Raw genomic sequence first — 20,347 nt, 5'->3', positions numbered from 1 at the left:
TTATAATCATCCGCATCATTCCTTTACCGGTATCGACTTATGATTCGTAGCATGACTGCTTACGCCCGGCGAGAAATCAAGGGCGACTGGGGCAATGCGTCCTGGGAACTGCGTTCTGTAAACCAGCGTTATCTGGAAACCTATATCCGCATGCCGGAACAATTTCGCAGTTTGGAGCCGGTTATTCGCGAGCGTATCCGCCAGCGCCTGACCCGCGGCAAAATCGAGTGCAACCTGCGTTTCGACCTCGACCCACGTGCGCAGGGGCAATTGCTCCTGAATGAATCGCTGGCGAAACAGCTGGTTGATGCCGCCAACTGGGTCAAAATGCAGAGCGACGAAGGGGAAATCAATCCGCTGGACATCCTGCGCTGGCCTGGCGTGATGTCGGCGCAGGAGCAAGACCTGGACACCATCAGCGCCGAGCTGATGCAGGCGCTGGAAGCAACGCTGGACGACTTCATCACCGCCCGTGAAAGCGAAGGCAATGCGCTCAAACAACTTATCGAGCAACGGCTGGTGGGCGTCAGCGCCGAAGTGACGAAAGTGCGTGCCCACATGCCCAGTATCCTGCAATGGCAGCGGGAAAGATTACTCGGCAAGCTGGAAGAAGCGCAGGTTCAGCTCGAAAACAACCGGCTGGAACAGGAGCTGGTGCTGCTGGCGCAGCGCATTGACGTGGCAGAAGAGCTGGATCGGCTGGAAGCCCACGTGAAGGAAACCTACAACATCCTCACCAAGAAAGAAGCCGTCGGCCGTCGGTTGGATTTCATGATGCAGGAATTTAACCGCGAATCGAACACGCTGGCGTCCAAATCCATCAATGCCGACGTCACCGCCTCCGCCATCGAACTGAAAGTCTTGATCGAGCAAATGCGGGAGCAGATTCAGAATATCGAGTAGTGTGCCACGCGATCTCGCGTTGTCTCACTAAGTCTCGTCAGGATAAAAAGGCCATTGTAAATCATGGCCTTTTTTGTTTTATGATGGAGGAAGAAAAACATAGGCTAACCCATATCAAATGGATTTTTTGGGGTTCCGTCATTCAGCAGCTCAGACGCGATGGCATGTACCTCACCTTGGACATAAGCCCAATATTCAGGATTATCGAGGGTTCTCTCTTTAATTTGCTTAGGGATAAAACGGCTCATTTCCATATTGAAGTCGTCACGGACTTCATCTTCCGACATCAGCTTGGCTAACTGAATAGACAGCGCCTGTCGAAAGTCTTCTGTTTGCTTCTGTCTGGCGATTCATACCGTTATCTGAAAGTAGAGTGGTTTGGCTAACCGGAATGCTTACAATAGCGCCAATCCACCAACGCCCGACGTTGTCTAACGTCCACACTTACCACCGCAGGGAAACCCCGTATGCCCGTTCTTCATCCTGATGACGACACCGCCGCGCTGGCCGATATCCTGCGGCATCGCTACGGCGTAGCGCCGATAATGCAGATAGAACGCCTGCCGATTGGGCAAGGGACGCTGAATTACCGTGTGCTCGGCGCACAGCGGCAGTATTTCATGAAACGGTATACCGGCCAGGAAGATCTGCAAGCAGAAACGGCCGGGATCGCGCTGTCGGAAACGGCTCGCCACGCAGGCATTCCTACCGCCCGCGTCATACCGAATATCGACGGACAGTGGATTGACCATAGCACCGCCACCGCCCTTTCGCTTTGGCGATGGTCTGAGGGTGCGGTTATCACCCATGGTTTGCAGGCCGGGCACTATCAGGAAATCGGCGCGATGCTGGGTCGCATCCATCGTGTCTTCGCATCGCTGCCGACGGCAGGCCTGCCGCGCCACAAACCGGAACAATGGCGCAGTACCGATCTCGGCAAAGTGCAGTCGGAAGTTGCACAGCTGTTGGCAATCCTCAATGAAAAAATACGGAACGGAACGGCGGATGCATTTGATCAACGCGGTCTCGAAGCATTACATGCGCGGCAGCAGCAACTCACCACATTCACGCCATTACTCGCGGGCCTGCCCGCATTGGGTGTGCAGCCCCTGCATGGCGATTATACGCTGGTGAATATGCTGTTTACCGGCGACAAAATAAGCGCCGTGCTGGATTTCCGCCCGCCGGCGTTATTTTTCAGAAGTTATGAATTGGGAAGAATCGCGTTTTCTCCGCATATGGTCGTCAACGATCCGAACTGGCTGAACATGGCCAAGCGGCTTATTACCGCCTACCGGGAAGAACATCCCGAGGTGCCGCTTGACGATTTGATCTTTAGCGCCAGAGTCGCACTGCTCCAGCTATTGAAAAGCCTTTACGGCATCAAACAGCATTACCTGAAACCGGGTTTGATTCCGTCGGATTTAGATAATTTCTGGGCGCTGCGCCACCGTACCGTTGGCATAATGTTGCCCCGGCTGGAAGAAATCGAAGCGGTATTACGGCAGTCGTTATAATCATGTTCTATTACCGTCGACACGCCGGGAAATACGCTAGGGCGTAAGGTAAAAAGGCGTGGCGATATTCGCGAATGACTCCAGAAAATCCGAGCGTAATTCCGTTTCCTCGGCCTGTCCGGTGTCTACGTTATAGACCTGCGCATGCAGCCAGCATTTGATATTACCGAGTGAAAATTCAAACGTGTTGTCGTCGATACGGTCATCGCGCGCGGTATTTTCCCGCTGTTGGCGAAATAAGGTCAGCACGATCGACAGCGTCAGCGTGGTGTCCTCAATCGGCTCGCAGGATAGCGATCTTTCTTTGTCATCGTCGGAAAACTGATACAGCGTCTGCTTTCTGATCTGCTTCGCGGATCTGACTTCTTGAGCCGTATAAGGGTGGGTGTGAAAATCACCGAGGTAGATAAGTTCATCACGGAACACTTCGCCAATAGCGCGCTTTAATGCTTCGGTATCGTCGCGAGGCAGTGCCCAGTTTTGATGCATTTTGGCGGAGGTGTCGATGGTCATGCTGGTCACTTGGAATTTACTGCGCTTTTTCCCCGCCTGATATTGCCCCCAGATGCGGCCGAAACATTCCACGCCGATGTCCTGTTTATGCGGATGTTGGATGCAATAGGTTTCCAACCCGGCGACCACCATCTGAAACAGCGCTGCGCTGGTAATAACCACCTTATGTTTCACCACATTCCCCCACGCTTCTTTTAAGCCCATGGATACCGCGGTCGAAACGCTCGCCGAAAGATGAATATCATCACACACGCCGAATCAGATTCATTTCAATCCCCATTCGAATGGCGTGTTTGGCATTCGTCACCCCCAACTTTCTCACCACATTTCCGATATGGAATTTTACCGTACTGGTTTTAATACCCAGAATCAGCGCAATTTCCTGATAGGTTTTTCCCATGCTGGCCCAGTACAGAATGTCATTTTCCCGTTCGGAAAATAACATGTCATTACTACGATGTTGACGGCTTTCCGCCAACTCGCGATAGAGTGACAGGGTTTTCTCGTGAGTCGCAATCAACAGCATCTGCAGTTTTTCCTGATTGCCGTGAATCATATTCTCAATATTATCGGCCGCCAGAGACAACGTCGCCATATGGTTATTTTGATCATGCAGCACGAAAGTATACCCATTACAGATATCATATTGCCGGGCATGTTCAAATAATTGAGGTAATTTAAGGCGGGAATTACGCACCATATTATCATTCCATGAGAATGGTGAAACTTTATTGACAGCGGTGAGAATCACCGGGTCGATACTATTATAATTTCTCTTTTTATACGTATTCACCCATTCAGATGGATAATTCGAAATAATCACCATATCTGTCGGGAAGCGCTTATTCATAATCAAATAAGCATATTTCAACCCACTGTAACATTGCAGATTACGAGCGAGATGATTTTGTATTGCCGCACGGATGAAATCGACCTCAGGAAGCGATACGACCATATAATCCTCACCAACAAAAACATTACTTTTCATAATGATATCATAGTCAATACGTATTGCCGATAGTACCGGGCGACAAGTTCAATACCGGCGACAATGAAATGTCGCGTATATACCCTAAATAATTCGAGTTGCGGGAAGACGGCAATCGAATGACAAATTCGTTGGGAGCGAATTTGACCAGCCAACGGCGGGCCTCCGGTGAGAGACAGGATGTCACTCATTTCATCCCCAGGAACTTACTCAAGTCAATGACTGGGGGAGCGACAACGCTGCCAAGAGCAGAGTTGAACACAGCTTACTGCAGTCCTGAAAGGGCGAGGCCCAGGGAGGGGCCGAGTAATAAAGCCAACGCCCCTTTAACTTGAAGTATGACGGATATACAAGGCATATAGCCAACCGAGAATAGCGTATCGAAAGTATAGTGTCGGGCTTTACATCACTATGCCTGAAATAGTCCCCAATGCATCAATGCTACGCAGTGCGCGAGATTGATGAAAACAACACATTTTCCTACTCTCAGGCTAAGTCCGATCTCAGCAAACGAATACTTTCAACGACAGGCAAACCCCGTTATACTTCAGCCAACGTGTAAGTAATGCTTGGTATTTTTGATATTCAGCAATACTTATGAGTTCAAAAATGAGGTGATATATCTAGGAATATTCTGGTTGATATATCGCATTAACAATAGATTTTATTATATATATTTATTGATCATATGATTAAGCTTTTCACAAAATATTGTTCAGTTGGAATGATCAATACCGCAATACATTGGATCGTATTTGCGCTTTCGGTGTATGTTTTTTCCCAAACCCAAGCACTGAGTAATGTGATTGCATTTTGCGTTGCTGTTACATTCTCTTTTTTCATCAATGCTCGTTTTACATTCAATGCCTCAGCTACTGCACTGAAATACATAGGCTACATTAGCTTTATGGGAATGCTCAGCCTCGGTACCGGCAAGCTGGCCGATAGTTGTCGATTACCACCTTTGGTTACGCTGATTACATTTTCCGCTCTCAGCCTTATCTGTGGTTTTTTATTTTCACACCTACTGCTTTTCAAAAACAGATGAAATTTCACAGAAAACATGAAACTTCATAGAGGTTTTATTGTCTGAAGCAGAGATCCGCAATATCAATATGGAAAAAATTCATCTAAAATTTATGACCAGGCAATGATAAGTTAAAATTTGTGGTGATCATATCTTAAAAATACCCACTACCATCATCCATGTACGACAGTTTCATACTTTTCTGATTTTTATATTCAATGAATACTGACTTACTCATTTTTAATGATCACATAAACTGCAAGAATACAATCTCAACGGTAAGCCAAAAAATGAAAATTTCACTTGTAGTGCCTGTTTACAATGAAGAAGACACGATAGAAATATTTTATCACGCAGTCAGAGAAGCTGATTTTTTAGAAAAAATTGATGTAGAAATTATATTTATTAATGATGGAAGCATTGATAAAACTGAACGTATTGTTAACCGGATTGCTCAAAACGACCGCCTGGTAACAGCGATAAATTTCACGAGAAACTTTGGTAAGGAACCGGCCATTTTTGCCGGGCTTGAATATGCGACTGGTGACGCGGTTATTCCTATAGATGTTGATCTTCAGGATCCTTTAGAGGTTATTCCTCTATTGATTGAAAAATGGCGGGATGGCGCAGATGTGGTTTTAGCGAAACGCGCCGATCGGCAGACTGATAGCTTTTTCAAACGAAAAAGCGCCGAAGTGTTCTACAAAATTCACAATAAAATTAGTCATCCCAAAATCGAGGAAAATGTAGGTGACTTCAGATTAATGTCGCGCGATACCATTGAACATATCAAAATACTGCCGGAAAAAAATCTGTTCATGAAAGGAATTCTGTCATGGATCGGCGGCAATGTAGATATTGTTGAATATACACGACACGAGCGCTCGGCAGGAAAATCAAAATTCAATGCCTGGAAATTATGGAATCTCGCGCTTGAAGGCATCACCAGTTTTTCTACGGTTCCGCTGCGACTATGGACATATATAGGGCTAGGCATCGCGACAATGTCCATCGCTTATGCAATCTGGATGGTTATCGATAAATTGATCTGGGGAAACCCCGTTCCTGGTTATCCATCAATTATGACCGCAATTCTCTTCCTTGGCGGTGTTCAACTTATTGGCATCGGTACATTAGGTGAATATATCGGCCGGATTTACATCGAATCCAAACAGAGGCCAAGATATATTGTCAAAACCATAAATGGTATTTCTTATACTATCCCCAAAACAGAAAAAGAACAGGAATGATATATTCCTGTCATGAATACATTGATAGCCACGGTATCGTTACAGTATTATCAGAATGGAATGAGAAGCTTTCATGAAAAATGAAAAATATAGTATTGAATATTTGATCCCAATTGTTATGGGATTGATATTCTTTGGTTTTGTATTTAATTATCACATTGTCAATCCAAATTATATCGCCTGGCTTAATCATGGTGATGCATCTCAGCACTATATTGGCTGGGCTTTTTTCAGAAAAACCCCCTGGTCGTTTCCCATTTTGGGAAGAAGCGACTATGGTATGGAGTTAGCCTCCGCGATAGTTTATACAGACTCCAATCCTCTGTTAGCAATAATATTCAAGATTTTCTCACCATTATTAAATGAAAAATTTCAATACTTTGGAATATGGCTGCTAGCCTGTGTCATCCTGCAATCCATTGTCTTATGGAAAATAGTGAGACTGTACACAGAAAAAAAATACCTGTTAATCCTGAGTGTAGCTATTCTGATGTTCAATCCTGCCTGGATTAACAGAATAGAACACATCAATTTAATGTGTTTCTTTCTCTTTAGCTATGGCATTTTCCTGACATTAAAACAAGAAGCCAATAATAGATACCAACCTTACCATTGGTGTTTTTTACTTATCATTTCATTGACTATTCATTTTTATATTTTCTTGATGGTTTTTATCAACTGGGCACTATTGCTTGTTTTTTCATTTAAAAATGACATCAAAAAACGACTAACTTACACAACGATAAACATCGCCAGCATCATATTCATTGCATGGATAGTAGGATATTTTACCGTATTGCATGGCAGTTCATCTGTAGGATTCGGCTATTTCAGATCAAACCTTTTAGCGCCGATCGTTTCTGAAAAATGGTCTTATTTAATCAATGTTAATCACTTTTTTGATGGTGAGATTTACGAAGGATTCAATTTTTTCGGTAGCGGGATCATCGCTTTAATTGCGATATTATCCATAAAATTAATCCGTCAAAATATAGCTGTTTTAAATTTCATAAAACGCCATAAAACACTATTTTCTCTTTGTGTTATTATGTGGTTAATATCATTATCCAATGTTATTGGCATTGGCTCTACCGAATTCACCATTCCCTTACCCGACATCTTATTAAAAATCGGTGGAATACTCCGTTCTTCCGGTCGATTCTTCTGGCCTGTAACCATAATCATATCGTTGTTTTTTATCGTCCAGGCATTCCGTTTAGAAAAAGCGGCCGCTTTTGGCCTGCTCTCTTTTTGTCTCGTTCTACAAATTGCAGACACATCAAAAGGCTGGCTCGCCATTCACCATCAGCTGGCAAAAACGCCTATTGAAAACGACGCTGTATTAAATGAATATGCACCACTATGGTCGGCAGAGCTAGGCGAATATAAAAATATAAGATGGGTACCTTTCTCTAATTACAGCCCACAATGGAGCATGATCTCTTTCATGGCAGAACAGTATAATCAAAATACCGATGCCATTTATTTCTCCAGATTTGATGAAAAGAAAGCGGCTGTTCTTAACCAGAAAACGATATCCGAATTATCTTCAGGAACCTATGCAACCGACACTGCATATTTAATGAAAGACAATATGATTGATCTCATTAACCTGCGTCCGGGAGATAAATATTATAAATATAAAAATATCTATATTCTGGCTCCCGCCGGGAAAGCGTGTAGCATCTGCGAATCGGTTGAGAAAAATAAAATATCCGTGTTGTCATTTTCAGAACACAATCCATCGATCATGTTGTTATCAACAGGTTGGTCAACACCTGAAGGATGGGGCGTATGGACGCTAGGTCGTGAATCATCCATAAAACTCCCATTGGCCGATCGCATCGATTTATTGTTCTCCGCCTATATCAACGATAAACATCCCGAGCTTAGTATAGAGTGGCGTTGTGGGAATAAATTGCTGCTTACCCAAAAAATGGAACAGCGTCAGGGGAATAAGGCGACAATGTCATTAGCCGAATGTAAAAAAGACGCCAACAATATGATTACGCTGGATATTCAGCTATTGAATCCCGCATCGCCCAAAGACACCGCCGGCGGTGCAGACGACAGAATACTGGGCATCGGGCTGGAGAAAGTTTATTTATATCAATAGGGAAAACTGGTTGTAACCCCCCTCATGCACACAGTTACTCTGCGTGCATGAGGGCAATGCCACGTTCACAGGGATTCTTCAATCACGGCAAAACGGCACTGATGACGCCAACCAGGCTATTGTTTTACTCCCCGAAGGCGGTGTGGATTGGGAAAATTGGCCGGGCCGCCGTCGGCAGAAGAAGCCAAATTGAGCCCGGAAGCAAAGCGGTACAAACCATCCGTCAGGAAACGTTCTGCGGGTAGAAACATACCCTGCTGACGGCGCTGCCCGCCGACACGACGAGATAACTGATTGATATAGTCACAAAACTCCCAGACTTGCCGCTGCTTAAAGCGCTTCGGTCGCCGCTCTTCCAGATAAGTACGAAGCCACAGCTGAATATCCGATAAATGACCGCCGATGCTCATATCCCGATTGCGATAGCAAACCGTTTCTTCCAGCGCGGCCACCCCGGTAGCAACCTGCCGAGCCTGCCACTCCTCGTCAACCACGCCCGCCATATGCATCCATGACAACAGGTGTTGCAACCATTGCTCTTTGAAATCGGCCTCAACTTCATGCCAATCCGGCCGTAGCACGTAGGGTATCACCAAGGTATAACGACTGTACGCTTCAACCGCCACCACCAGCCATTCATCGTCCAACACGATTAAATCCAGCTGCCAGCTGATTTGCGTACTGTGGGTGACAGTCGGCTGAACGCCCGGCTGTTGTCCGTCCGGGCCGCTCAGGCGGGGCGCATCCAAACGGAGAAATTTTGCTAACTTGTTAGAAACGCTAAAGAATAACTTCATCTGCCGCCTCTCTCGCTGTGCTTGGGCTATCGTTATGTCCGGTTTTATTGAATACAGCATAAATACTACCGAAAAACGATCGCCCATCAACGAAAGCCGTCGCCTGCGCCCCATCATCAAGGTTGCTGGCCCCTACGGCTGGTTGCGGCTACACCAACCGCACATCGACGCCTTTATCCCGCAGCTGCTGCACCACCACCGGGTCAGCATCCTGGCCGGTGATCACCACATCGATGCGTTCCGCCGGGCAGAACAGCATACCGGCGCGTTGTCCCACCTTGCTGCTGTCGGTCAGCACCACCAGTTTACCGACGTGATCCAGCATTTTTTGTTCCGCCATCGCGGTCAGCATATCCATCTTGTACAACCCATCGGCGGTGAGCCCTTTACCGCTGGTGAACATCCAGTGCCCGGCATACAGGGATGAAATCTCGTCCTGCGGCGCCAGCGTGATGGACTGGGATTTATTGTATTGACCACCGATGATCACCACGCCGTCGTGCTCTGCTTCGATCAGGTAGTTAGCCAGCGGAAAATAGTTGGTGATGACCTGCACGTCCCGGCCGCACATTTCCTGGCCCAGCAGGAACGCGGTGGAACCGCAGTTGATGACGGCACTCTCGCCCGGCAGCACCAGCGCGGCGGCGGCTTGCACGATGCGCACCTTCTCGTCGTGGTTGGACGCCTGATGGATATTGAGCGGCGACCAGAAGGCCTTTTTCTGCGCCAGCGCTTCGGCGCCGTTGCGCACTTTACGCAGCTTACCGGATTCATTGAGTTTGTTGATATCGCGCCGCGCGGTAGCCGGCGAGATATCGAATGCCTGCATCAGCCCGGCGACCGTCATCTGACGTTTCTGCTGGAGGAGCTCAATAATGGCGTTATGGCGCTGTGCTTCTGTCATGGGATGCCCGGTTAATGATTATTATTGACGATTTATGATTGTATAACGCTCATGGCAGGAATAAAAGCCGTCATCAACCACATCTGTCCCGCGACACCATCAGGCCAGCGCCAGCCCCGCCTGCCGCCCCATCGTCACCAGTCGAGATTTCGCCAACCGCAGATTGCTGGCCCACTGTTCGTCCTGCGCCCACATTTCCACCACCATCGGCCCGTTGTACTGCATCTCCGCCAGCGTGCGGAAAATGGCCGGAAAATCCACCTGCCCTTCGCCGATCACCAGATCGCGAAATTGCCCTTTACTCTGCGCAGACACCTTCAGCGTGTCCTTAAGATGAATTTGCACAATATGCTCGCTGCTGAGTTTCAGCTCGGTACAGGTGTCGTAGTTCCAGCCGGTGATATTGCCCACATCGGGATAGGCCATGAAATAGGGCGATGGAATGGCTTTCTTCAAGACTTCGAACTTGCTGAGCGAATTGAGATACGGCGTATCCATGATCTCCACGCCCAGCATCACCCCGGCCCGTTCCGCCATTTTAGTGGCGGCCTTCATTCCCTCGATAAAACGCAGATGCGTCGCTTCGCTTTGCGGTTCGTAATAGACATCGTAGCCGGCAAGCTGGATGCAACGAATGCCCAGCTTGTAAGCCAGGTTGATGGCTTTTTCCATGATCAGATAGGCTTCGCGCCGCACCGCTTCGTCTTCGGAACCAAACGGAAACCGCCGGTGCGCGCTCAGGCACATCGACTGCAACGGCATACCGTAATGCTCGCACAGATGGCGTAACCGGTAGATGTCCTCGTCGGGCCAATCGAGCCGGCGCAGCCGCTCGTCGGATTCATCCACGGAGATCTCGATGAAATCGAACCCCAGCTCCCTGGCGACCTGAATTTTTTCTTCCCAGCTCAACGCGGCGGGCATGGCCTTCTCATACAGCCCCAGCCGAAAAGGTTTATCGAAATTGTGCATAGCGCCCCCTGTTGTTGAATGTCCCGATAGGCCCGGTCTTCACGCGCCGAAATAACGGTGCAGCACCTCCCGGATGCCCAACCCGTCGTTGGTCTCTTCGGTCACGACATCCGCCGCCTGTTTCACTGCGTCGTCGGCATTGGCCATCGCCACGCCGAGCCCGGCCAGTTGCAACATCGAGATATCGTTATGGTTGTCGCCGATCGCCACCACCTCGGCGGGGTCGATCGCGTGCTGGGCGAGAAACGCCGCCAGACGGCTGCCTTTGGTGTTGCCGCGCCGGGCAAAATCGATACGGTTGCGCCAGGATTTCTCGCCGTTGAAATGTTCCTGCACCCACGGCAGCCGGGCGAACGCCTCGACACCGTCGATATCGCCCTCCACCACGAACTTCCAGACGTGGCTTTGCGACGCCAGTTCGTCGTCAAACGACGCCACGCGGGCAATCGACGGGCGAATCGTCGCCGGAAACTGCTGCGCCCAACGCTCCAACACCTGCATATAGTCGATCGGTCGGCTGGCGGAATAGACCATACGGTCAGTCACGTACATCACCAGGTTCAGCCCGTGCCCGGCGGCCAGCGCCAGAAAATCGCGGGCGACGTCATGCCCGATGGCATCGGCCGCCAGTACGCTCTCCGTGCGGTAGTCATACACATAGGTGCCGTTGCAGCAGATTATGGGCGTCGAGAGCCCCAGTTCGTGGTGATACGGACGCGCCGCGGTGTGATGCCGCCCAGTCACCAACAACACCGTCGCCCGATCGCGGATGCTTGCGATAGCCTCCCTCACCGGCGGCAGGATCCGGTGGTCGCTGGTCAGCGTGGTGCCGTCCAGATCCAACGCCAATACGCGATAGTTCACAGTCGCCCCCTTTCAGAGCTGTTCTTCGCACGGCGGGGCGCCTAGGCCGGCACGCCCGCCGTATCGCTGCGTGCCCTTAGAGGAAGGACTTGTACGGCAGTTCCGGTTCGTCGATGAAGATATCGTCGAAACCGCGCGGATGCTGGTAATGCATCTTCGTCTGGTCGGTCGGGAAGGTGTATTTGCCGCCCACCTGCCAGAAGAACGGCCGGAAACCGTAGTTCAGACGGCCTTTTTTCATCTGCCACAGCACTTCAATCTCACGCGGGTCGCTCTGGAAGTTGGCCCAGATATCGTGATGGAAAGGAATCACCACTTGCGCATTGAGTGATTCTCCGGCGCGCAGAATGTCGGATGCGGTCATCTTGTCGGTCACGCCGCGCGGGTTTTCGCCATAGGAGAGCAATGCCACGTCAACGCGGTATTCATTGCCGTGACGGGCAAAGTAGTTGGAGTAGTGGGAATCGCCGGAGTGATAGAGATTGCCGCCGGTGGTTTTCACCAGATAGTTCACCGCCCGGTCGTCCATGCCGTCCAGTATGTTTTTATCACGCGACGACACCCCTTCCGGCAGCGTCACCAGCGCGGTGCGGTCAAAGGCGTCGAGCACCTTGATGGTGATATCCCCCACCGGAATTTCATCCCCCACGCGGGCGACGATGCAGCGTTCGGCGGGCACGCCCCAGCGGGTCCACAGATCCACACAGGCCTGCGGGCCGATGAATTTCACATGCTTGCTGCAGTTTTGCAGCACCGCCGCCGCGACGTTGACGTCGATATGGTCGGCGTGATCGTGCGTCGCCAGCACCGCATCGATTTTCTTGATGCCGAACGGGTCGAGCACAAACGGCGAGGTGCGCAGGTTTGGCTGCAACTTACGCACGCCCCCCATCCGCATCATCTGGTGCTGTTGCTTCATAAAGGGATTGGCGTGGGTCTTCTTGCCGGTGCCGCACCAGAAATCGATAGAGATGTTGGTATCGCCGGCGGACTTCAGCCAGATGCCGGTACACCCCAGCCACCACATAGCAAAGGTTCCCGGCGCCACCTGTTCCTGCTCGATTTCTTCATTCAGCCAGGTTCCCCACTCGGGAAACGTACTGAGGATCCAGGACTCACGGGTAATTTCATCTATCTTGCTCATCGGATAAACCCTTCTTGATTGGAAGACGGTGCGGCATCGGCCCATTATCAGACCGTGAGCGCTTTTGATTCGTCGTGAATATAACAATCACAAAAATGATTATCAATGATTTCCATGAGCGTTTTGTGATTACGGTAGAAATAATTCCCGTCGCCTTAGATGATGAGAAATTTAAATGATTAAATATCAACTAGATAAAATAAATTAATAATAAAGAAACTCACCCTGGCTCGCTAATCAGATCGGTGAACTTCGGTCATATACGGCGAAAAAAATCTTGATCACCATCACTCGTGTCGATTCACGAACGGGATCGCTCTCACATAAAATCAATTAATGACTTTTTATGATTACTTGTGATTGTTAATGTGACGGCGCGAAAAGGAATGCAGGCACAGCGCGGAGAAGCACATCAAGAACAAACGGCGAAACGTCACCACTGATCCATGAGCAATGAGGTGTCCTCATTTGACGGAGCATCATTATGGAAACCCTATATAGCATCTTTTACATCTTCTACAGCCAGGTCATGACCAAAGCGCCGCTGCTGCTCGGTTTGGTCACGTGTATCGGCTATCTGCTGCTGCGGCGCGATACCACGACAGTCATCAAAGGCACCACCAAAACCATCGTCGGTTTTATGCTGGTACAGGTGGGCTCCGGCACGCTGGTCGCCGGTTTCAAACCGGTCATCGACAAGATTTCCGAGTACCACCACCTCACCGGTTCGGTCATCGACCCCTACACCACCATGATGGCGACCATGGAAACCATGGGCGATAAATACGCCTGGGTCGGCTACGCGGTGCTGCTGGCGCTGGGCATCAATATTTTGCTGGTGGCATTCCGCCGTTACACCGGCATCCGCACCATCATGCTCACCGGCCATATCATGTTCCAGCAGGCCGGGCTGGTGGCGGTGTTCTATCTGGTGCTGGGCGCGTCGATGTGGGAAACCATCATCTACTCGGCGGTGATCATGGCGCTTTACTGGGGCATCTCGTCGAACATCATGTTCAAGGCCACCGAAGCCGTGACCGGCGGCGCCGGCTTCTCCATCGGCCACCAACAGCAGGTCGCCTCCTGGATCGCCACCAAAGTCGCGCCGAAACTGGGCAACAAGGAAGACAGCGTCGACCACCTGCAACTGCCGAAATGGCTGCACATCTTCCACGACAGTATTACCGCGACCGCCATCGTCATGACCGTTTTCTTCGGCATCATCCTGCTCTCTTTCGGGCTCGATAACCTGCAGAAAATGGCCGGGCAGACCCACTGGACTATCTACATTCTGGAAACCGGGCTGAAATTCGCCGTCGCTATTCAAGTGATAGTGGCGGGGGTACGCATGTTCGTCGCAGAACTGTCCGAAGCGTTTAAAGGGATCTCCGAACGGGTTATTCCCAACGCGGTGCTGGCTATCGACTGCGCCGCCATCTACGCCTACTCGCCGAACGCCATGGTATTCGGCTTCATGTGGGGCACCATCGGCCAGTTCATCGCGGTGGTCGGGCTGCTGGTGTTCAACGCGCCGATCATGATCATCCCCGGCTTTATCCCGATGTTCTTCTCCAACGCCACCATCGGCGTGTTCGCCAACCACTTCGGCGGCTGGAAAGCGGTGATGAAGATCTGCTTCGTGATGGGCATCATCGAAGTGCTGGGCTCCGCCTGGGCGATCCACCTGTTCGCGCTGCACGGCGCCAAATTCAACGCCTGGATGGGGATGGCCGACTGGGCATTACTGTTCCCGCCTATCATGCAGGGGTTGTCCACCTCCTCGCTGTTCTTCTTCGTGCTGCTGGCGGGCGTCGGGGTCTATATGTATTTCGCCTCCCGCCTCCTGCGCGCTGAAGAAGACGCCGCCGCGCACGCCGCTCCGACCGTCGCCGACATCCCGGAAACCGCAACGCACAACGACGATGCCGCAACGCAGCCGGGGCGCGCCATCCGCATTCTGGCGGTGTGTGGCAACGGTCAGGGCTCTTCCATGATGATGAAAATGAAAATCGGCAAATACCTGGAGCAAAAGGGTGTGCCGCACATCATGGATTCCTGCGCCGTCGCAGATTACAAATCCAAGTTGGCCACCACCGACATCATCGTCTCCTCCCGCCATCTGGCCGGTGAAATGCAGCCGGGCGAGGGTAAGTTCGTACTCGGCGTACAAAACATGCTGAACCCGAACTCTTTCGGCGATGAACTGCTCGGCTTGATCCAGAAAAAACTGACCGCCGGCGATTTCTGACGCCACCGACGGCAGCCCGATAGAACACGCCCTGTCCGCCGGATGGCGGGCAGACCAGAGGAGCACATCATGAAGTTCAAACAATCATTGATCGACAACCACTCCATTCTGTTGCAGGCCCATGCGACCGACTGGCGCGACGCCATCCGGCTCGGTACCGACATGCTGATCGCCTCCGGCGCCGTCGAACCCCGCTACCACGACGCCATCATCAGCAGCATCGAACAGATGGGGCCTTATATCGTGATCGCTCCGCAGTTCGCCATGCCGCACGCCCGCCCGGAAAACGGCGTCAACCGGACGGCGTTCGCGCTGGTCACACTGGACGCGCCGGTGACATTCGACGGCGAAGATGAACCGGTGGATGTGCTGGTCACGCTGGCCGGCAGCTCCTCCGACGAACACATGGAAGGGTTGATGGAAGTCACCAAGGTGCTGGAAGACGACGACAGCGACACCGGCGTCGATCTCGACAAACTGCGCGCCTGCCGCAGCCGGGAAGACGTCTACCGCGTGATTGAAGCGGCGCTGGGGCTCATCGCCTGACGCCGAACGGATAATTTTTGACAAGGCGCGCCGCCGCCGCGCGCCGGGAGAGTATGTATGTTTACCGCGCTGAAACAACGGGTGCTGGAAGCCAACCTGCTGCTACCGCATTACGGACTGGTGACGTTTACCTGGGGCAACGTCTCGGAGATCGACCGCCAGCAAGGGGTTATCGCCATCAAACCCTCCGGCGTCAGTTACGACGCCATGACGGTGGACGACATCGTGGTGGTGGATCTGGACGGACATACGGTGGAAGGGGTGCTCAACCCCTCCAGCGACACCGCGACCCATCTGGTGCTGTATCACGCCTTCCCGGCGCTGGGCGGTATCGTCCACACCCACTCCCGCAGCGGCACCGTCTGGGCGCAGGCGGGGATGGACATCCCGGCGCTCGGCACCACCCACGCCGACTACTTTTACGGCGACATTCCCTGCACCCGGCCGCTAACCCGCACGGAGATCGATACCGATTACGAAAAACATACCGGCGACGTGATTGTGGAAACCTTCCGCCAGCGCGATCTGGATCCGATGGCGGTGCCCAGCGCGGTGATCACCGGCCATGCGCCTTTTTCTTGGGGGAAAGATGCGTTCGATGCGGTGCACAACGCCGTGGTGCTGGAGGAGGTGGCGGCGATGGCGCTCTCCACCCGCACGCTAAACCGCGAGATCCGCATTCAGCAGGCGCTGTCGGACAAGCACTACTTCCGTAAACACGGCGCCAACGCCTACTACGGGCAACAGTGAAACAGAACCCGCGCCTCGCCGGCCGGTTAAACCTGATTGAAGCGGGGAAACGCCGGGGGAGGTTCCCGGAGGGACGCCCCACCCCGGCGGTCGACCCGCAGGCACCCACGGGCCACTGACACCCCGCGCCTCACCGGCCGGTTAAACCTGATTGAAGCGGGGAAAACGCCGGGGGAGGTTCCCGGAGGGACGCCCCACCCCGGCGGTCGACCCGCAGGCACCCACGGGCCACTGACGCCGGCGTCTCGACCGGCCGGTTGAACCTGATTGAAGCGGGAAACGCCGGGGGAGGTTCCCGGAGGGACGCCCCACCCCGGCGGTCGACCCGCAGGCACCCACGGGCCACTGACGCCCGGCGCTATAACATTATTGTATTGAATAAGGATCACACATGATGACCAAACCCCTGTTGCAGATAGCCCTCGACTCCACCGATCTCGCCTCCGCCGTTACCATCGCCAACAGCGTGGAAAGCTTTGTGGACGTCATCGAAGTCGGCACCATTCTGGCCTTCGCCGAAGGCATGTCCGCCGTGCGCACTCTGCGCAAACGGCACCCGAACCATATTCTGGTCTGCGACATGAAAACCACCGACGGCGGCGCGATTCTGGCGCGCATGGCGTTTGAAGCCGGCGCCAACTGGATTACCGTGTCCGCCGCCGCCCACGTCGCCACCATCGCCGCCTGCAAAAAGGTCGCCGACGAATTCAGCGGCGAAATTCAGATAGAACTGTACGGCCGCTGGACGCTGGACGACGCCAAAACCTGGGTGGACATGGGCATCAGGCAGGCTATCTACCACCGCTCGCGGGATGCCGAACTGGCGGGCGTCAACTGGACGCCGGACGACCTGAACCGGATGCGCGCCCTGTCTGAACTGGGCATCGACGTCTCCATCACCGGCGGTATCGTGCCGGAAGACATCCACCTGTTCGCCGGCATCAACGCCAAAACGCTGATCGCCGGGCGCGCGCTGGCGACTGCAACCGGCAAGGCCACCGCCGAAGCTCTGCGCCGCGAAATCGACACATACTGGTGATACGCGCCGAATGCCCGACCTTTACGGGCATCGCCACTGCCGGACGGCCGTTCGTTAACAGTCAGAAAAATCGAGATAACATCGTGATCGTTGAGGATTATCTCCGTTTTTAAACCTAACGGATGGCCATCTCCCGTCAGATGCCGGTTGCGCAATTTCAAACAAAATGCCGCTAAGTCAATCGCTATACTCCGAACAAATACACTGATAATGGAGTATCACATGGCACATCCGGCGTTGGTGAATCACGAAGCGGAGAACATTCACAACCTGTTGCGTGAGAAAATGGCGGTTATCGGCATCGATCACCACCGAATCAACGATATCTTTCAGGGTTCGCCGTTGTTCGGCGACGACGGGCTGTTTGATTCCATCAATCTCGTCAGTTTGATCGCCGTACTGAGCGATCACTTCGAGACGCAAGGCCTGTCCGGCGAACTGTTCAATCTGATGGACGACGGCGTGTTCGACACCTTTCGCGACCTATCCAGCCTGACCCGATACCTGCAAGAGCAAACCCGTCATGCATGAACCCGAACCGGGCGCTCCCTGCTTTGATGAAGGAAACATAGACGGCGTAGCAGTCAGCGATATCGCCAGCCGTATCGGAACGCCGTTCTACGTATACAGCGCACGCCAGCTACGCCGCCAGTTTGGGCAGTTGCGCCAGCGCTTACCGTCGAACATCGACATCTATTACTCCCTGAAGGCCAATCCCAACCTTTCCGTGGTCAACCTGCTGGTGACGGAAGGCGCGGGATGCGAAGTCTGCTCGCCCACCGAACTGGAAACCGCGCTGGCGGCGGGCGTCGCCCCGCAGCGCGTGCTGTATGTCGGCCCCGGCAAATCGCTCGCGGCGCTGGAACACGCCATCGACAAGCAGGTACGCGCCATCGTGGCGGAGTCGATCGCCGAACTGGATGCCATCAACCGGCAGGCTGCGGCGTCGGGCAGCGTACAAACGGTGGCGCTGCGCATCAACCCGGATTTCAACGTCGAGCACGCCCGGCTGGTGATGAGCGGCAAACCCACCCAATTCGGCCTGTCGCTGGAAAACGCACATGCGGCGCTCGCCAGCCTGTCGCGCTGGCCGTTCATCGCCCTGCGCGGCTTCCACATTTATCTCGGCACCCGCATCCTTAACGCTCAGGCGATTGCCGACAACACCCGCCACATCCTGCAACTGGCGCGTGCCCTGCGCGACCGCTACCGCTTATCGCTGGACTTTGTCGATGTCGGCGGCGGGTTCGGCGTGCCCTACTTTCCCAAGGAACAACCGCTGGATTTGCCGCAACTGGGCGACGCGCTGACCCGCATCGCCGACGACTTCGCCGCGCAGGCACCGGATACCCGCATCATCATCGAGCTGGGGCGTTATCTGGTGGCGGAAGCTGGCATGTTCGTCACCCGGGTCAACACGCTGAAAACCGCAGGCGACAAACAGTTTGCGGTGTGCGACGGCGGCGCCAACTGCCACAGCGCGGCGGCAGGCCTCAACAGCATGCTGCGGAAAAACTTTCCGTTGCGTCGGCTGGGGGACAATCGACAGCGGCCGACCCAGCGCTATCAGGTCAGCGGCCCGTTGTGCACCCCGACCGACCTGCTGGGCGACAACGTGTTGCTGCCGGAACTGACGGTCGGCGACCTGATCGGCATTACTCATTCCGGCGCCTACGGCCTGACCGCTTCGCCCGGCCATTTCCTCAGTTTTGGCTATCCGGCGGAAATTATGGTCGACGGCGATCGCGTGTTACTGATCCGCCAGCCGGAAACGTCCCGACAACTACTGGAGCGTCAGCGTCCGCAACCGTTGATGTCCGCTGCCACTGTCGCAGTTAAGGACGACGCATGACGCTATGCATCCAGCCGGCCAATATGGTGTGGCGCACCTTCTCCAGCCAGGACGACCTGTCGCCGCACCCCAGTCAGGACATGATGGCCGACTACCTGCGTGCGTTCTTTCTCTCTCACGGCGAAACACAGGAGCCGGACAACGAATGGCTCGACCGCTGGCTGAACAGCGGCCAGCTCTCGTTCGTTCATATGATGCAGGCGCTGCTGCCGGAGCTCCAGACCCGTCATCTGCTACAGGATATCGATCTGGCGCTGTTCGCCCACTGGACGCCGGATACCGACATCGGCTGCGCGGTGCCCAATGCGCTGATCAACGCCTGCGGCGCGCGTCAGGCTTTTGGGCTGTCCATTTCCGATCGCGGCCTGGCGGCGCCGTTGTTCGCACTGTACGCCATCGACGAATATCTCACCGGCGATCCCTCCCGGCAAAAAGCCCTGCTGATGATTGCCGATCAGGATCTGGCGCCTTATCCCAGCGAGCGGTTGCGTCAGTTGCAGCCACGCAAAAACTGCAGCCTGATCCTGATCGAAAAACACGCGCCCGCGCAGGCGTCCGGCCTGGTGTACGAGGGGTATTATCGCCAGCCTTATGCCTCCGACGGCGATCTGACGCTGACTGTCCGCCAGCTGCTGGCGCGGGTGCGCGAACAGCATGCCGACCCACTGCCGATTACGCTGCTGGTCGGCGCTACGCTGTTCGTCGCGTTGCAAAACGGCGTCGGCGACGCTCAGCTGGCGCAGGTGGCGGAATCACTGCTGTGCGCGGCGCCGTTCGTTTACCTGAAAACCGCCGCCCAACCCGATAATCGTTACCTGATGGTGGTGGCGGAAGCCCGTCATCTCACCGCCTGCGCATTTCGCTGCCAGCCCGACCGGAACCCGTTCCCGCATTCCCCTGTATTGACTCGTTGAGGA

The 20,347-nt window shown here is 53.3% G+C and carries 20 protein-coding genes; 12 read left to right on the top strand and 8 right to left on the bottom strand.

What is annotated here, in order from left to right; translation table 11 throughout:
• Positions 1-39: 39 nt before the first annotated feature.
• Positions 40-903, top strand: coding sequence for a YicC/YloC family endoribonuclease (locus tag DPA2511_RS00680; RefSeq protein ID WP_012763773.1), 864 nt, complete (start codon positions 40-42; stop codon positions 901-903).
• Positions 904-1,007: 104 nt separating this feature from the next.
• On the opposite strand, the gene DPA2511_RS22500 is transcribed toward DPA2511_RS00680, so the two are convergent.
• Positions 1,008-1,190: a hypothetical protein gene (locus DPA2511_RS22500; RefSeq protein ID WP_196805848.1), complete on the bottom strand. Its 183-nt coding sequence runs from the start codon at positions 1,188-1,190 to the stop codon at positions 1,008-1,010.
• A 180-nt stretch (positions 1,191-1,370) separates the two neighbouring features.
• Here DPA2511_RS22500 and DPA2511_RS20805 point away from each other — a divergent pair, with 180 nt between their 5' ends.
• Positions 1,371-2,420, top strand: coding sequence for a phosphotransferase enzyme family protein (locus tag DPA2511_RS20805; protein WP_012763771.1), 1,050 nt, complete (start codon positions 1,371-1,373; stop codon positions 2,418-2,420).
• A 36-nt stretch (positions 2,421-2,456) separates the two neighbouring features.
• Here DPA2511_RS20805 and DPA2511_RS00665 read toward each other — a convergent pair whose 3' ends face one another.
• A complete protein-coding gene (locus DPA2511_RS00665) occupies positions 2,457-3,110 on the bottom strand; it encodes a hypothetical protein (protein WP_155961681.1) in 654 nt (217 codons plus the stop codon).
• Between the two features lie 67 nt (positions 3,111-3,177).
• A complete protein-coding gene (locus DPA2511_RS00660) occupies positions 3,178-3,888 on the bottom strand; it encodes a LuxR family transcriptional regulator (RefSeq protein WP_012763769.1) in 711 nt (236 codons plus the stop codon).
• A 721-nt stretch (positions 3,889-4,609) separates the two neighbouring features.
• On the opposite strand from DPA2511_RS00660, the gene DPA2511_RS22495 reads away from it, so the two are divergent.
• The 3 genes from DPA2511_RS22495 to DPA2511_RS00645 all read left to right on the top strand — a co-directional run bounded on the left by DPA2511_RS22495 (position 4,610) and on the right by DPA2511_RS00645 (position 8,314).
• Complete coding sequence (locus tag DPA2511_RS22495; RefSeq protein WP_012763768.1) at positions 4,610-4,969, top strand: GtrA family protein; 360 nt, start codon at positions 4,610-4,612, stop codon at positions 4,967-4,969.
• A 269-nt stretch (positions 4,970-5,238) separates the two neighbouring features.
• Positions 5,239-6,198 carry a glycosyltransferase family 2 protein gene (locus tag DPA2511_RS00650; protein WP_012763767.1) on the top strand — a complete coding sequence of 320 codons (960 nt, stop codon included), beginning with the start codon at positions 5,239-5,241 and terminating at the stop codon, positions 6,196-6,198.
• A 73-nt stretch (positions 6,199-6,271) separates the two neighbouring features.
• Positions 6,272-8,314: a DUF6311 domain-containing protein gene (locus DPA2511_RS00645; protein ID WP_012763766.1), complete on the top strand. Its 2,043-nt coding sequence runs from the start codon at positions 6,272-6,274 to the stop codon at positions 8,312-8,314.
• A 116-nt stretch (positions 8,315-8,430) separates the two neighbouring features.
• Here DPA2511_RS00645 and DPA2511_RS00640 read toward each other — a convergent pair whose 3' ends face one another.
• The 5 genes from DPA2511_RS00640 to ulaG all read right to left on the bottom strand — a co-directional run bounded on the left by DPA2511_RS00640 (position 8,431) and on the right by ulaG (position 12,995).
• Positions 8,431-9,111: a DUF6933 domain-containing protein gene (locus tag DPA2511_RS00640; protein WP_012763765.1), complete on the bottom strand. Its 681-nt coding sequence runs from the start codon at positions 9,109-9,111 to the stop codon at positions 8,431-8,433.
• A gap of 148 nt (positions 9,112-9,259) precedes the next feature.
• Complete coding sequence (gene ulaR, locus DPA2511_RS00635) at positions 9,260-10,015, bottom strand: HTH-type transcriptional regulator UlaR (protein WP_012763764.1); 756 nt, start codon at positions 10,013-10,015, stop codon at positions 9,260-9,262.
• Positions 10,016-10,114: 99 nt separating this feature from the next.
• On the bottom strand, positions 10,115-10,987 hold the full coding sequence (locus tag DPA2511_RS00630) for an L-ribulose-5-phosphate 3-epimerase (RefSeq protein WP_012763763.1): 873 nt from the start codon (positions 10,985-10,987) through the stop codon (positions 10,115-10,117).
• 39 nt (positions 10,988-11,026) lie between these two features.
• Entirely contained in the window at positions 11,027-11,851 is an 825-nt protein-coding gene (locus DPA2511_RS00625) for a Cof-type HAD-IIB family hydrolase (RefSeq protein ID WP_012763762.1), read from the bottom strand.
• Positions 11,852-11,927: 76 nt separating this feature from the next.
• Entirely contained in the window at positions 11,928-12,995 is a 1,068-nt protein-coding gene (ulaG, locus tag DPA2511_RS00620; RefSeq protein WP_012763761.1) for an L-ascorbate 6-phosphate lactonase, read from the bottom strand.
• 484 nt (positions 12,996-13,479) lie between these two features.
• Between ulaG and DPA2511_RS00615 the strand changes: the two genes are divergently transcribed.
• The 7 genes from DPA2511_RS00615 (at position 13,480) to DPA2511_RS00585 (ending at position 20,344) form a co-directional block, all read left to right on the top strand.
• Positions 13,480-15,243 carry a PTS ascorbate-specific subunit IIBC gene (locus DPA2511_RS00615; protein WP_012763760.1) on the top strand — a complete coding sequence of 588 codons (1,764 nt, stop codon included), beginning with the start codon at positions 13,480-13,482 and terminating at the stop codon, positions 15,241-15,243.
• A 69-nt stretch (positions 15,244-15,312) separates the two neighbouring features.
• Complete coding sequence (locus DPA2511_RS00610; protein ID WP_012763759.1) at positions 15,313-15,789, top strand: PTS sugar transporter subunit IIA; 477 nt, start codon at positions 15,313-15,315, stop codon at positions 15,787-15,789.
• Between the two features lie 57 nt (positions 15,790-15,846).
• Positions 15,847-16,539 carry an L-ribulose-5-phosphate 4-epimerase gene (locus DPA2511_RS00605; RefSeq protein WP_012763758.1) on the top strand — a complete coding sequence of 231 codons (693 nt, stop codon included), beginning with the start codon at positions 15,847-15,849 and terminating at the stop codon, positions 16,537-16,539.
• Between the two features lie 394 nt (positions 16,540-16,933).
• Positions 16,934-17,578 (top strand): 3-keto-L-gulonate-6-phosphate decarboxylase UlaD, encoded by a 645-nt coding sequence (locus tag DPA2511_RS00600; protein WP_023638088.1) that lies wholly within the window; start codon positions 16,934-16,936, stop codon positions 17,576-17,578.
• A 222-nt stretch (positions 17,579-17,800) separates the two neighbouring features.
• Positions 17,801-18,109: a hypothetical protein gene (locus DPA2511_RS00595; RefSeq protein ID WP_012763756.1), complete on the top strand. Its 309-nt coding sequence runs from the start codon at positions 17,801-17,803 to the stop codon at positions 18,107-18,109.
• Positions 18,102-19,430, top strand: a complete 1,329-nt coding sequence (lysA, locus tag DPA2511_RS00590) for a diaminopimelate decarboxylase (protein WP_012763755.1) — start codon at positions 18,102-18,104, stop codon at positions 19,428-19,430. Before DPA2511_RS00595 ends, lysA begins: the two co-directional genes overlap by 8 nt.
• A complete protein-coding gene (locus tag DPA2511_RS00585) occupies positions 19,427-20,344 on the top strand; it encodes a hypothetical protein (RefSeq protein WP_012763754.1) in 918 nt (305 codons plus the stop codon). The genes lysA and DPA2511_RS00585 overlap by 4 nt, the downstream gene beginning before the upstream one ends.
• Positions 20,345-20,347: the final 3 nt, after the last annotated feature.

Origin of the sequence: Musicola paradisiaca NCPPB 2511 (assembly GCF_000400505.1) — a bacterium.
Lineage (GTDB): Bacteria > Pseudomonadota > Gammaproteobacteria > Enterobacterales > Enterobacteriaceae > Musicola > Musicola paradisiaca.
This window is presented reverse-complemented; position numbering and strand designations above follow the sequence as displayed.